Raw genomic sequence first — 13174 nt, 5'->3', positions numbered from 1 at the left:
AGGCAGGGACTGGGCGGGCGGGCCGACGACGTCCGGCCTCTCGTTGCGCTGATGGACGTTCAATGCACCATCAGCAGCCAGATGAGCAGGCACAGCGGCATGGTGGGCACGAGCGCATCGATGCGGTCGAACATGCCCCCATGGCCCGGCAGGCACGTGCCGCTGTCCTTGACACCGGCATGGCGCTTGAGCAGGCTCTCGTACAGGTCCCCCATGACCGACAGCAGCACCAGCAGCATCAGCACGATCGCCATGCCGATCAGCCCCAGGTGCTGGGCAACGACGGTGGAAAACAGCGGCAGGCTGCCCTCGGCGGCCCCTGCCCCGGCTCGGGCCACGACCAGTGCCGTCCCGATACACAGCACGGCACCACCGGCCACGCCCTCCCAGGTCTTGCCCGGCGAGACGCGCGGTGCCAGCTTGCGCCGCCCGAAGGCACGACCACTGAAATAGGCGCCGATGTCGGCCAGCCAGACGATGGCCATGGCGGAAATCAGCACGCCGGCCCCCAGGTTGCGCAGCTCGAAGAGCGACACCCACAGCAACAGCATGCTGAAGGCGGCCAGCCAGGGAGAACTGCAGGACGGCCTCACCCGGAACACCGAGCGAAAAGCCACGAAGATCCAGGCCAGCACGCCGATGCCCAGCACCGGCACCAGCCATTCCGGGGCGGGAGTGGCATCGCTGCGCCAGGCGCCATAGGCGATGGCAACAGCCAGCGAAATGGGCAGTGCAGGCGAGGCCTGACGTCCCAGCAGACGGGTCCATTCATGGATGGCCAGCGCCATGACGGGCAGCATCAGCACCCCCCAAGCCGTGGTGCCACCCAGTGCCAGCACGCCAATGATGACGGCCAGCAGGATAAGAGCGGTGATGACGCGCTGTTTCAGCATGACAAGGCGCCTCCTGCGAAGAATGAAAGGGAGTGGCGACGGATCACCGTGCCGCGTCCTGCCGGGTCTGAACGCTGGTCCGTCCGAAACGACGCTCGCGCTGGCCATACCACTGGATGGCTTCCTGCAGGCGCTCGTCGTTGAACTCGGGCCAGAAGCACTCGCAGAAGTACAGCTCGGTGTAAGCGAGCTGCCAGAGCAGGAAGTTGCTGATGCGCTGCTCGCCCCCGGTGCGGATGAAGAGATCCGGCTCGGGTGCATAGGCCAGTGACAGGTGGCTGGCCAGTTCAGCCTCGGTGACGGGCTGATCGGCGGGCACTCCCTTGGCCGCCCTTTCGCGCAGCAGCGCGTTGCCGGCCTGCAGGATGTCCCAGCGGCCGCCATAGTTGGCGGCGATGGTCAGCGTCATCCGGGTGTTCTGCGCCGTGCGTGCCTCCGCATCGGCGATCATCTTCTGCAGGCGGGGCTCGAAGCGCGCCAGATCGCCGACGATCCGCAGACGGATGCCGTTGCGATCCAGCAGCGCCACTTCACGCTGCAGCGCCGACAGGAAGAGCCGCATCAGCAGCGACACCTCGTCGGCGGGGCGACGCCAGTTCTCGGAACTGAAGGCAAAGAGCGTCAGGAATTCGACACCGCGCCGGGCACAGCCCTCGACCGTGGTGCGCACGGCCTCGACCCCCTTGCGGTGGCCGGCGGCGCGGGGCAGGTGCCGACGGGTGGCCCAGCGCCCGTTGCCGTCAAGGATGACGGCGATATGGCGCGGCACGGAACCGGCGACAGGAACGGACTGCGTCGAACTGGTGAAGCTCATGATGGCAGGATGGGGTCCGGGGAAAGAAACGAAGGTGACGACGGATCAGACCGTCATGATCTCCTGTTCCTTGGCGGCCAGCAGCTTGTCGATCTCGGCAATGAAGCGGTCGGTGGTCTTCTGGATGTCTTCCTGACCCCGGCGCTCGTCGTCCTCGGAGATCTCCTTGGCCTTGGCAGCAGCTTTCAGTTCGTCATTGGCCTCGCGGCGCACGCCACGGATGACCACCTTGGCAGCCTCGCCCTCGTGCTTGGTGACCTTGACGATCTCGCGGCGGCGCTCCTCGGAGAGCGGCGGCATCGGCACGCGGATGGCGGTGCCCATCGACTGCGGGTTGACGCCCAGGTCAGAGTCGCGGATGGCCTTCTCGACGACGACGGCCATGGACTTCTCCCAGACGTTGACCAGCAGCGTACGGGCGTCAGCCAGCGAGATGTTGGCCACCTGGTTGATGGGCGTGGAGGTGCCGTAGTAGTCGACGTGGATGTGATCCAGCACGCCCGGGTGCGGACGGCCGGTACGGATCTTGGAAAGTGCGTTGCGGAAGGACTCGATGCCCTTCTGCATCTTCTGTTCAGCGGATTTCTTGATTTCGGCGGGTGTGGGCATGGGTGCGTGCGTTTCTGGCGTGTCGGTCGGAAAGGCCGGGCAGGAGCCCGGCCAGGGGCTTGGGCGCGAACCGGGTCAGACGTGGACCAGCGTGCCTTCGTCCTCGCCGCACACCACACGGGTCAGTGCGCCGGTCTTGAAGATCGAGAAGACCTTCAGGGGCAGCTTCTGGTCACGGCACAGCGCGAAGGCGGCGGCGTCCATCACCTTCAGGTTGCGCATGATGGCCTCGTCGAAGGTGATCTCGCGGTAGCGGGTCGCGGACGGATCCTTGACCGGGTCGGCAGTGTAGACACCATCGACCTTGGTGGCCTTGAGGATCAGCTCGGCGTTGATCTCGGCACCCCGCAGCGCGGCGGCCGTGTCAGTGGTGAAGAAGGGGTTGCCGGTGCCGGCCGCGAAGATGACGACCTTGCCCTCTTCCAGGTAGCGCAGCGCCTTGGGCCGGATGTAGGGCTCGACGATCTGCTCGATGTTGAGCGCCGACTGCACGCGAGCCTCGACGCCGGTCTGGCGCAGGGCATCCTGCAGGGCCAGCGCGTTCATGACCGTGGCGAGCATGCCCATGTAGTCGGCCGTGGCGCGGTCCATGCCGGCTGCGCCCGAAGACACCCCACGAAAGATGTTGCCGCCGCCGATGACGACAGCCAGCTCGACGCCGAGCCGATTGACCTCGGCGACCTGCTGACACATCTGCTCGATGGTCTGGCGGTTGATGCCGTAGCTGTCGCTACCCATCAGGGCCTCGCCGGATAGCTTGAGCAGGACGCGGCGGTAGGCAGCCTTCGTGCCGGCGCCCTGGGCGCCGGAAGTCGATGCGGAATCAGTCATGGGGGTGTGCTCCGGGTGCGTTGGACGAGATCAGCGGGCAGCTGCCACCTGGGCGGCCACTTCAGCAGCGAAGTCGTCCTGTTTCTTCTCGATGCCTTCGCCCACCACGTACAGCGTGAAGGAATCCACCTTGGCCTGGCGGTTCTTCAGCAGCTGCTCGACGGTGGTCTTGTCATCCTTGACGAAGGGCTGGCCCAGCAGGGTCACTTCCTTCAGGTACTTCTGCACGGCGCCCTCGACCATCTTGGCAGCGATCTCGGCAGGCTTGCCGGATTCGGCGGCCTTCTGCTCGGCGATGGAACGCTCCTTGGCGATGACCTCGGCCGGCACCTGCTCCTTGGAGAGCGCGATGGGCTTGGTGGCCGCGATGTGCATGGCCAGGTCGCGGGCCAGGGCCTCGTCGCCGCCTTCCAGGTCGATCAGCACGCCGATGCGGGCGCCGCCGTGGATGTAGCTGGCGAGCTTGCCCTTGGCAGCGGTGCGCACGAAGCGACGGACGCTCATGTTCTCGCCGATCTTGCCGACCAGCGCGGCACGGGTTTCCTCGACGGTGCGGCCATCAGCCATGGGCAGTGCCGAGACGGCGGCCACGTCGGCCGGCGCCTTGTCCAGCACCAGCTGGGCGATACCGGCGGCCAGGGCAAGGAAGTCCTCGTTCTTGGCCACGAAGTCGGTTTCGCAGTTCATCTCGACGATGGCACCGGTCTTGCCGTCGGCCGAGATCTGCACGGCCACCACACCTTCGGCGGTGATGCGGGAGGCAGCCTTGCTGGCCTTGCTGCCGAGCTTGACGCGCAGGATTTCCTCGGCGCGCTCCATGTCGCCGTTGGCCTCGGTGAGTGCCTTCTTGCACTCCATCATCGGTGCGTCGGTCTTCTCGCGCAGCGTCTTGACCATGCTTGCGGTGATTTCCGCCATGTCTTTCTCTCTATTCCTGTTCTTGAATTCAAATGGCACGACAGCCGGGACGCTCAAGGCGACACCGGCTGTCCTTGACGACCGGCCCGGGTCCGTGCCCAGACGGCCGGTCGTGGCCGATCAGGCCTCTTCCTCGGTGCCGACCTCGACGAACTCGTCTTCCTCGGTGGCAGCTTTGACGGTTTCCTGCAGGCGGGCAGCCTTGCCTTCCAGGATGGCGTCGGCCACGCCACGGGCGTACAGGCGCACGGCACGACCCGAGTCATCGTTACCCGGGATGACGTAGTCGATGCCTTCGGGCGAGTGGTTGGTGTCGACCACGCCGACGATGGGCACGCCCAGCTTGCGGGCCTCGGTGACGGCGATCTTGTGATAGCCGACGTCAACGATGAACAGCGCGTCCGGCAGGCCGTTCAGGTCCTTGATGCCGCCCAGGCTGGAGGTCAGCTTGGCCAGTTCACGGGTGAAGAGCAGCGCTTCCTTCTTGGTCATCTGGTCCAGGGCGCCGTCTTCCACGGCCTGTTCCATGTCCTTCAGGCGCTTGATGGAGCCCTTGACCGTCTTGAAGTTGGTGAGCATGCCGCCCAGCCAACGCTCGTCGACGTAGGGCATGCCGGCGCGTGCAGCTTCTTCGGCGATGATCTCGCGCGACTGACGCTTGGTGCCCACGAACAGGATGGTGCCGCCATTGGCTGCCAGCTGACGCAGGTAGCGGGTGGCTTCCTGGTATTTGACCAGGGTCTTTTCCAGGTTGATGATGTGAATCTTGTTGCGATGGCCGAAGATGTAGGGGGCCATGCGCGGGTTCCAGAACCGGGTCTGGTGTCCGAAGTGGACACCGGCTTCGAGCATCTGGCGGATGGTGACTGACATGAAGGGAAAAACTCCGATACAGGGTTGACAATACCCCGGGACCAGCACGGAACCAACCCGCACCCGGCAGCTCTTGAATGATGTGTGGCCGACAGGACGGGCACCCTTGTTCCGCGGCAGGGGCCGCTGCGCCGCGGGATGCGGCGGCGGCCGGAAGTCGCATCGACCCGGGGCCTTCTGAAAGCCGCCGGTGCCCGGCCCCACCTGGAAGGGAGACCGCGCCCGGCAGCGCCCGTGATTCTAGCATCCAATGCGCCCGCGTGCCGATGCCATCTGACGGGAGATGACATCAGGATGCTGCAGATTGCAACGCAGAACCAGACAGGAGGCCAGCCGGACTTCTCGTGCCGGCAGCCCCCATGGTCCGGGCCGGCCGGCCCTGCGACGGCGAATCAGTTAACATGCAGTCCTGATCCCGCCTTGCTCCCCACCATGTCCATCAGAATCAAGACCCCGGAAGAAATCGAGAAAATGCGTGTTGCCGGCCGACTGGCGGCCGAGCTTCTGGACTACATCACCCCCTTCGTGGTGGCGGGCACCACCACCGAGGAGCTGGACCGTCTCTGCCACGCCTACATGACCGACGTGCAGGGCACGATCCCCGCGCCGCTCAATTACGCCCCTCCCGGCCATTCGCCCTACCCCAAGTCGATCTGCACGTCGATCAACCACCAGATCTGCCACGGCATCCCCGGGGAGCGCAAGCTCAAGAACGGCGACATCCTCAACATTGATGTCACGGTCATCAAGGACGGCTTCCACGGCGACACCAGCCGCATGTTCATGATCGGCCAGCCCTCGGTGCTGGCCAAGCGTCTGGTGGACGTCACCTGGCAGTGCCTGTGGCTGGGCATCGAGCAGGTGCGGCCCGGCGCACGCCTGGGCGACATCGGCCACGTCATCCAGACCTATGCCGAGAAACAGGGCTTTTCCATCGTGCGCGAGTTCTGCGGCCACGGCATCGGCCGCAACTTCCATGAAGATCCCCAGGTGCTGCACTACGGGCGCCCCGGCACCGGTCCCAAGCTGGAGCCCGGCATGATCTTCACCATCGAGCCGATGCTGAACGCCGGACGCCGCGAGATTCGCCAACTGGCCGATGGCTGGACCGTCGTCACCAAGGACCACAGCCTGTCGGCACAATGGGAGCACATGCTGTGCGTGACACCAACCGGCTACGAAGTGCTGACCGTGTCGGCGGGCACGCCGCCGAAACCCGAACTGCCGGCCTGACGCCCGACGACATCGCCGCCCTGCGCGATGAGCGCGAACGGATGCGCACCGCGCGCATCGAGCGCTTCCGCGCCGACCAGCGCATCGGGCTGCTGATGCACGGACTGGCCCGTGACACCGACCACCTGCTGAAGAAGCTCTGGAAGCTGGCTGACATGCCGCCCGACTGGGCGCTGTTCGCCGTTGGGGGCTATGGCCGCGGCGAACTTCAACCCGCTTCCGACGTGGACCTGCTGCTGCTGGCGCCGGAGCCCGAACAGGCTCGCAATGCAGCAGCAACGTCGGCGAACACTGTCCCTCCGGTACCCCAGGCCTCTCCGGCCAACAGTCCATCGGTGGGCGCACACGACACTCCGTCCGCCAGCGCCCCGGCAGACGCAACGACGGCTTCTCCCGCCCCTGCCCTGTCCGACGACACCATCGCCCACATCGAGCGCTTCATCGGCGCCTGCTGGGACATTGGCCTGGAAATCGGCCACAGCGTGCGCACGCCTGCCCAGTGCGCTCAGGCCGCCCGCGAGGACATCACCGCGATGACGGCACTGCTGGAGCGCCGCCAGCTCACCGGCCACCGGCGGGCCGCACGCCAGCTGAGCGAGGCCATGGCCGGCCAGCTGCAGCTGCCGCTCTTTCTGCGCGACAAGCTGCTGGAGATGCGCCAGCGTCACCAGAAGTACGAAGACACTCCCTACAGCCTGGAGCCCAACTGCAAGGAAAGCCCGGGCGCCCTGCGCGACCTGCAGGTGGTGGCCTGGATCAGCCGCGCCGCCGGCTTCGGGCAGGCCTGGGTGTCACTGGTGCGCGCCGGCGTCATCGAACCGCTGGAAGCCAGCCAGCTGCAGCGCTACGAGCGACTTCTCAAACGCATCCGCGCCTGGCTGCACATCCTGTCGGGCCGGCGCGAGGATCGGCTGATCTTCGACCTGCAGCCCGCCGTGGCCCAGGCCATGCACCTGAAGGGGGAAGGCCCGCGCGCGCTCTCGGAAAAGCTGATGCAGCAGTACTACCTGGCGGCCAAGGGCATCACGCAACTGAGCACGCTGCTGCTGCAGTCGCTGGAGATCCGCCTGCTGCGCCAGCATCCGGGTCCGGCCCGCCGGCTGGACGACCATTTCGACCAGATTGACGACCAGCTGGACCTGCGCAACCCGCAGGACTTCGAGCGCGATCCCCGGCTGATCCTGCGTGCCTTCCGCGTGCTGCAGCAGAACCGCTCGCTCAACGGCATGACGGTGCGCACGCTGCGCGCCCTCTGGCATGCGCGCTTCCGCATCGACGGCGCCTACCGGCACGATCCGATCAACCGCGCCTGCTTCCTGGCCATCCTGCAGACCCCGCCCGGCATCACCCACACGCTGCGGCTGATGAACCAGTGGTCGGTGCTGGGACGCTATCTTGCGCCCTTCCGGCACATCGTGGGCCGCATGCAGCATGACCTCTTCCACGTCTACACGGTCGACCAGCACACGCTGATGGTGGTGCGCAACCTGCGCCGCTTCATGATGGCCGAGCACGTGCACGAGTACCCGTTCTGCAGCCAGCTGATGAGCGATTTCGAGTCGCCCTGGCTGCTGATCGTGGCGGCCCTCTTTCATGACATCGCCAAGGGGCGCGGCGGCGACCACTCGAAGCTGGGCGAGCGCGACGTGCTGCGCTTCTGCCGTACCCACGGCATCACCGGCGACGACCAGCGTCTGCTGGGCTTTCTGGTGCGCGAGCACCTCACCATGTCGATGACCGCCCAGAAACGCGATCTGGCCGACCCCGAGGTGATTGCGGAGTTCGCCCAGCGGGTACAGACCCCCCGTCGGCTCACGGCCCTGTATCTGCTCACGGTCGCCGACATCCGCGGCACCAGCGCCCGGGTCTGGAACGCCTGGAAGGGCAAGCTGCTGGAAGACCTGTACAGGGCCACGCTGGCCTACCTCAGCGGCCACACCACCCGTCCCGCCACGCAGATGGACGTGCGCCGCCAGGCGGCTGCCGGGCTGCTGCGCGAACGGGGCATCCCCGACGATGCCTACCAGGCCTTCTGGAACACGCTGGATATCGGTTACTTCCTGCGCCATGACCCGCAGGACCTGGCCTGGCACACCGAGATGCTGCATGCGCACGCCGACGAGCGCCGCACCAGCGTGCATACCCGTGCCAGCGGCGTGGGCGACGGTATCGAGTTCCTGATCTTCACGATGGACAAGCCGGCGCTCTTCGCACGCATCTGCCGCTTCTTCGACCAGCAGCGGCTCTCCATTCTGGAGGCCCGCGTGCACACCACCCGCCACGGCATGGCGCTGGACAGCTTCGAGGTGATGACGACCGACCAGCGCCGCCTGCCTCCCGAACAGCTCACCCGCCTGGAAGCCGAACTGACCCGTCTGCTGGATGCCCCCCTGGACCCCGGACAGCTCAAGCCCGCCGGTCCCAGCCGCCTGTCACGTCGTTCGCGCGCCTTCCCGCTGCCCCCGCGCATCGACCTGCGCCCCGATGAGGCCGGCCAGCGCTACCTGCTGTCGATCACGGCCACCGACCGCCCCGGACTGCTGTACGACCTGGCGCGCATTCTGGCCAACAACGCGGTGGAACTTTTCGGGGCACGCATCGCCACGCTGGGCGAGCGCGCCGAAGACAGCTTCACCATCGGCTCCGACAACCTGCACACCGAGGCCGAGCGGCTGAAGCTGGAAAAGGAACTGCTGGAGATCCTGTAGCCCCGGGCGGCAGCGCCTGCCCGCGACCTGCCGGAAGGATCCATGCCCCGGAAACGGAAATGCCCGCCCAGGGCCAGCATCGGCACCGGGCAGGCATCTTTCGGGGACTGGACAATCAGGCCTCTTCAGGCCATCTGCGTCACGGCCCTCGTCAGCACCTTCAACAGCTTGGGCATGGCAGCGGACAGCGCAGCCGAGATCTGCAGCGCCAGGTCATCCTGGGTTTCATCCTTCGCCCCACCGTTGGCCTGGGCGATGGCCACGTCCGGCACGATGCGCCCCGGGTGGCCCGTCTGAGCGGCATCACCCGCCGCAAGGCCGGCTGCAGGCAGACCGGCAGCACGGTTGGCCACCGCCGCCAGCATCGCATACGGCAGATCCAGTTCACGGGCCAGCGCCGCCTCGGGCATGGCCGTCATGCCCAGCATGTCGCAACCATCGCGCCGGTAGCGGCGCACCTCGGCCAACGTTTCCAGGCGGGGGCCCTGGGTGCAGCCGTAGCAGCCATCAGTCGCCAGCGGCTGCCCCACGGCCTGCGCCGCCTCGATCAGCCGGCGACGCAGCGTGGCGTCGTAGGGATGGCTGAAATCGATGTGCACCACGGGCTGGTCCTCGCCACTGAAGTAGCTGACAGCGCGCCCCCAGGTGTAGTCGATGATCTGATCGGGCACCACCAGCGTGCCTGGCAGCAGGTCATCACGAATGCCCCCCACCGCCGAGCAGGCGATCAGGGCCTTCACGCCGGCCTCGCGCAGCGCCCAGACGTTGGCCCGGTAGTTGATGTCATGCGGCGCGATGGTGTGGCCGTAGCCGTGCCGCGCCAGGAACACCACCGGCACCCCGGCCAGCCGCCCGAACGACAGCGCGCCGGAGGTCTGGCCCCAGGGCGTGCGCGCCACCTTGCGGTGCACGTCTTCCAGCCCAGCCAGATTCAGCAGGCCACTGCCGCCGATGATGCCGACCACCGGCCGGTCCACCGGCATGCTGGCCGCAGCCAGTGCCGGTGCCATGCTGTCGTCGATGCCGTCGATCACTTCACCAGGCCCAGCTCGGCGGCCTTCGCTTCCAGGAAGGCACGGAACTCGGCACCGACCTCGGGGTGCTGCAGGCCCAGCTCGACCGTGGCTTCCAGGTAGCCGATCTTCGAACCGCAGTCATAGCGACGGCCCTCGAAGGCGTAGGCCAGCACCGGCTGGTCATGGATGAGCTGTGCCAGTGCATCAGTCAGCTGGATCTCGCCACCGGCGCCCGGCTTCACGTTGGCCAGGTGATCGAAGATCATCGGCGACAGCAGGTAGCGGCCCACGACAGCCAGCGTGGACGGAGCCTCCTCGGGCTTCGGCTTTTCCACCATGCCGGTGATACGGCTGGTGCGCTCGGCCCACGGCGTGCTGGACACGATACCGTAGGCGCTGGTTTCCTCGCGCGGCACTTCCTGCACGGCCAGCACGCTGGCGTGCTGCCGGTTGTGCAGGTCGACCATCTGCTTCAGCACCGGATCGCCACCGGGAGCCGGCTGCATCAGGTCATCGGCCAGCAGGATGGCGAACGGCTCGTTGCCCACCACCTCGCGGGCACACAGCACCGCGTGGCCCAGGCCCAGCGGCTCGGCCTGGCGGATGTAGACACAGTTCACGCCACTGGGCAGCGATTCCTTGACGGTTTCCAGCAGCTTGTCCTTGCCCTTGGCCTGCAGCTCGGACTCCAGCTCATAGGCCTTGTCGAAGTGATCCTCGATGCTGCGCTTGTTGCGCCCGGTGATGAAGATCATCTCGGTGATGCCGGCAGCCGCTGCCTCTTCCACCGCATACTGGATCAGCGGTCGGTCGACGATCGGCAGCATCTCCTTGGGCTGCGCCTTGGTGGCGGGAAGGAAGCGGGTACCCAGCCCGGCGACAGGGAATACAGCTTTGCGAACGCGGTTGTTGGCCATGATCAATTACCGATTTTGTTGAAAAAATCTGCTTCTGCAAGAACGGAGATTCCCAGACTTCGGGCCTTGGTGAGTTTCGAGCCGGCGTTCTCTCCGGCCACGACGAAGGCGGTGCGTCCCGAGACCGAACCAGCGGGCTTGCCCCCCAGCGCGCGGATCATTGCCTCCGCCTGATCGCGGCTGAGATGCTCCAGCGTGCCGGTGACGACGATCGACTGGCCGGCAAACGGCTGCCGGGCCACGGCGGCCGCCCAGGTTGCGGCATCCAGACCGGGCGGAACCGCTTCGCCCGCGCCGGATGTCTCATCCATAACGCCCGGGCTGGCCACCCCGTCGACAGCCGAAGCGTCGACGGTTGTCGGATCGGCGCCGCGAGGCTGCCCATCCTGCGCCGCCAGGGCGAGCTCACCCTGCCCGAAGGACGGCACGCCGGGACGTGCGGCCGACCGTGCACCCTGCACCGGGCGGGGCTCGACCCCGACGGCACGCAGATGCGCGATCGAATCCCGGTTGTGCGCCTCGCCCAGGAAGGCCGAGACGCTGCCGATGATTTCAGGCCCGATGCCGTCAAGCGGCACCGGCAGGGGTCGTTCACCCCGACTGCGACGGCGCTCGTTCTCCTTGAGCGTCGCCGCCTTCTCTTCCAGCAATGTAGCCCAATCGGCCGCCAGGAAGCCTTCCAAATCCCCAAAGGCCCGTGCCAGCACTCGGGCAGCCTCTTCGCCCACCGCACGGATGCCCAGCGCGAACAGGAAGCGCTCGAGCGACGGGTGGCGCGATCCGTCGATGGCAGCCAGCAGGTTGGCCGCGGACTTCTCGCCCATGCGCGGCAGGGCCTGCAGGGTGGCGGCATCCAGCCGATACAGGTCGGCAGGCTCATGCACGAGGTTGCCATCCACCAGCTGCTCGACCAGCACGTCCCCCAGACCGTCGATGTCCATGGCACGCCGGTGCGCGAAATGCCAGAGCGCGCGCTTGCGTTGCGCGCTGCAGAAAAGACCGCCCACGCAGCGCCAGTTGGCCTCGCTGGGCAGGCGCTGCACGGCCGAGCCGCAGACCGGGCACTGGCTGGGCATGCGGAACTCGCGGGCGTCGGCCGGGCGCTGATCCAGCACCACACCGACCACCTCGGGAATCACGTCGCCGGCACGACGCACGATGACACGGTCACCGATCAGAAGATGCTTGCGGCGGACCTCGTCCTCATTGTGCAGCGTGGCGTTGGAGACGTTCACGCCCCCCACGAACACCGGCTCAAGCCGGGCCACGGGCGTGAGCACCCCGGTGCGCCCCACCTGCACGAAGATGTCCTGCAGCGTGGTGACGGCCTCTTCGGCCGCATACTTGTGGGCCAGTGCGAAACGGGGTGCGCGGGCCACGAAACCGGCCTGCTCCTGCAGGTGACGGTCATCCAGCTGATAGACTACGCCATCAATGGCGTAGGGCAGCGTGGCACGCACGCTGCCAGTATGACGGTAGTAATCCAGCAGCGCCGAAACGCCCTGCACGCGCTCCGCCCCCGGTGGCGGCAGGAAACCCAGCGTGCCCAGCCACACCAGCATGCCGTGCTGCGAGGCAGGCACCTGATCTGGATCACTGACTTCACCGATGCCATAGGCGTAGAAGGTGAGCGGCCGGCTGGCCGTGACCCGCGCATCCAGCTGGCGGAGGCTTCCGGCAGCCGCATTGCGCGGATTGGCAAAGAGCTTGTCGCCCCGGGCCTCCTGCGCACGGTTCAGCGCCAGGAAGTCCTCCTTCAGCATCAGCACCTCGCCCCGTACCTCCAGCACCTCGGGGGCCGGGCCAGAGAGCTGCGCGGGTACGCCGCGCACTGTACGCAGGTTGGCCGTGATGTTCTCGCCCGTGACGCCATCGCCCCGGGTGGCACCCTGCACCAGCCGGCCGTGCTCGTAGCGCAACGTGGCGGCCAGGCCATCCAGCTTGGGGGTGGCGCTGAAGGCAAAGTCCTCCGTCACCCCCAGCAGCGACTTCAGCCGACGGTCGAACGCCAGGACATCAGCCTCGCTGAAGGCATTGGACAGCGAGCGCATGGGCACCCGGTGCGTGACGGTGCCGAAACCGGCCGAGGGGGCCGAGCCCACCCGCTGGGTGGGTGAATCGGGGGTCAGCAGCGCCGGCCAGCGGGCCTCGAGCTGCTGCAGCTCCAGGAAAAGACCGTCGTAGACACTGTCCTCGACCGTGGGGGCGTCTTCTTCGTAGTAGGCCCGGTTGTGTGCCAGCAGCTCGGCACGCAACGTCTGGACGCGCGCCCGAATGTCGGCAGGGACATCGTCGGGCGCGGCGTCGGCAGGCTTGGCAATCGGGACAGGTTCAGTGTGCATCGGGCAAGTGTAACAAGCCC

11 protein-coding genes are annotated in these 13174 nt (G+C 67.0%); 2 read left to right on the top strand and 9 right to left on the bottom strand.

Annotation, left to right across the window (positions count from 1 at the left end):
* Nucleotides 1–59: 59 nt before the first annotated feature.
* From EL249_RS08365 to rpsB, 6 genes are all read right to left on the bottom strand, one after another.
* Nucleotides 60–893 (bottom strand): phosphatidate cytidylyltransferase, encoded by an 834-nt coding sequence (locus tag EL249_RS08365; protein WP_005673141.1) that lies wholly within the window; start codon nt 891–893, stop codon nt 60–62.
* Nucleotides 894–936: 43 nt separating this feature from the next.
* Nucleotides 937–1707: a polyprenyl diphosphate synthase gene (gene uppS, locus EL249_RS08360; protein ID WP_005673142.1), complete on the bottom strand. Its 771-nt coding sequence runs from the start codon at nt 1705–1707 to the stop codon at nt 937–939.
* A 45-nt stretch (nt 1708–1752) separates the two neighbouring features.
* Nucleotides 1753–2316: a ribosome recycling factor gene (gene frr, locus EL249_RS08355; RefSeq protein WP_005673143.1), complete on the bottom strand. Its 564-nt coding sequence runs from the start codon at nt 2314–2316 to the stop codon at nt 1753–1755.
* Between the two features lie 75 nt (nt 2317–2391).
* A complete protein-coding gene (pyrH, locus tag EL249_RS08350; protein ID WP_005673144.1) occupies nt 2392–3147 on the bottom strand; it encodes a UMP kinase in 756 nt (251 codons plus the stop codon).
* Nucleotides 3148–3177: 30 nt separating this feature from the next.
* Nucleotides 3178–4065: a translation elongation factor Ts gene (tsf, locus tag EL249_RS08345; RefSeq protein ID WP_005673146.1), complete on the bottom strand. Its 888-nt coding sequence runs from the start codon at nt 4063–4065 to the stop codon at nt 3178–3180.
* A gap of 120 nt (nt 4066–4185) precedes the next feature.
* Complete coding sequence (gene rpsB / locus EL249_RS08340; protein ID WP_005673148.1) at nt 4186–4938, bottom strand: 30S ribosomal protein S2; 753 nt, start codon at nt 4936–4938, stop codon at nt 4186–4188.
* Nucleotides 4939–5370: 432 nt separating this feature from the next.
* Here rpsB and map point away from each other — a divergent pair, with 432 nt between their 5' ends.
* Together map and EL249_RS08330 are read left to right on the top strand one after the other, a co-directional pair.
* On the top strand, nt 5371–6171 hold the full coding sequence (gene map, locus EL249_RS08335; protein ID WP_005673149.1) for a type I methionyl aminopeptidase: 801 nt from the start codon (nt 5371–5373) through the stop codon (nt 6169–6171).
* Nucleotides 6096–8879, top strand: a complete 2784-nt coding sequence (locus EL249_RS08330) for a [protein-PII] uridylyltransferase (RefSeq protein WP_126348151.1) — start codon at nt 6096–6098, stop codon at nt 8877–8879. The genes map and EL249_RS08330 overlap by 76 nt, the downstream gene beginning before the upstream one ends.
* Before the next feature lie 125 nt (nt 8880–9004).
* Here the strand turns inward: EL249_RS08330 and EL249_RS08325 are convergent, their stop codons facing one another.
* From EL249_RS08325 to ligA, 3 genes are read right to left on the bottom strand one after another with little or no spacing between them, the layout of a single operon-like run.
* Nucleotides 9005–9913, bottom strand: coding sequence for an S-methyl-5'-thioinosine phosphorylase (locus EL249_RS08325; RefSeq protein ID WP_005673151.1), 909 nt, complete (start codon nt 9911–9913; stop codon nt 9005–9007).
* Entirely contained in the window at nt 9910–10812 is a 903-nt protein-coding gene (gene galU / locus EL249_RS08320) for a UTP--glucose-1-phosphate uridylyltransferase GalU (RefSeq protein WP_005673153.1), read from the bottom strand. The genes EL249_RS08325 and galU overlap by 4 nt, the downstream gene beginning before the upstream one ends.
* Nucleotides 10813–10814: 2 nt before the next feature.
* A complete protein-coding gene (ligA, locus tag EL249_RS08315; protein ID WP_005673155.1) occupies nt 10815–13154 on the bottom strand; it encodes an NAD-dependent DNA ligase LigA in 2340 nt (779 codons plus the stop codon).
* Between the last annotated feature and the right edge of the window lie 20 nt (nt 13155–13174).

The organism is Lautropia mirabilis (assembly GCF_900637555.1).
GTDB lineage: Bacteria > Pseudomonadota > Gammaproteobacteria > Burkholderiales > Burkholderiaceae_E > Lautropia > Lautropia mirabilis.
The sequence above is the reverse complement of the archived record's forward strand: the minus strand, read 5'-3'. Positions and strand labels throughout refer to the sequence as shown.

What these genes read in the sequence shown, in the direction of transcription:
- galU (WP_005673153.1), bottom strand. Translation starts at nt 10,812, where the DNA reads ATGGCCAACAACCGCGTTCGCAAAGCTGTATTCCCTGTCGCCGGGCTG.
- rpsB (WP_005673148.1), bottom strand. Translation starts at nt 4,938, where the DNA reads ATGTCAGTCACCATCCGCCAGATGCTCGAAGCCGGTGTCCACTTCGGA.
- EL249_RS08365 (WP_005673141.1), bottom strand. Translation starts at nt 893, where the DNA reads ATGCTGAAACAGCGCGTCATCACCGCTCTTATCCTGCTGGCCGTCATC.
- pyrH (WP_005673144.1), bottom strand. Translation starts at nt 3,147, where the DNA reads ATGACTGATTCCGCATCGACTTCCGGCGCCCAGGGCGCCGGCACGAAG.
- tsf (WP_005673146.1), bottom strand. Translation starts at nt 4,065, where the DNA reads ATGGCGGAAATCACCGCAAGCATGGTCAAGACGCTGCGCGAGAAGACC.
- frr (WP_005673143.1), bottom strand. Translation starts at nt 2,316, where the DNA reads ATGCCCACACCCGCCGAAATCAAGAAATCCGCTGAACAGAAGATGCAG.
- ligA (WP_005673155.1), bottom strand. Translation starts at nt 13,154, where the DNA reads ATGCACACTGAACCTGTCCCGATTGCCAAGCCTGCCGACGCCGCGCCC.
- uppS (WP_005673142.1), bottom strand. Translation starts at nt 1,707, where the DNA reads ATGAGCTTCACCAGTTCGACGCAGTCCGTTCCTGTCGCCGGTTCCGTG.
- map (WP_005673149.1), top strand. Translation starts at nt 5,371, where the DNA reads ATGTCCATCAGAATCAAGACCCCGGAAGAAATCGAGAAAATGCGTGTT.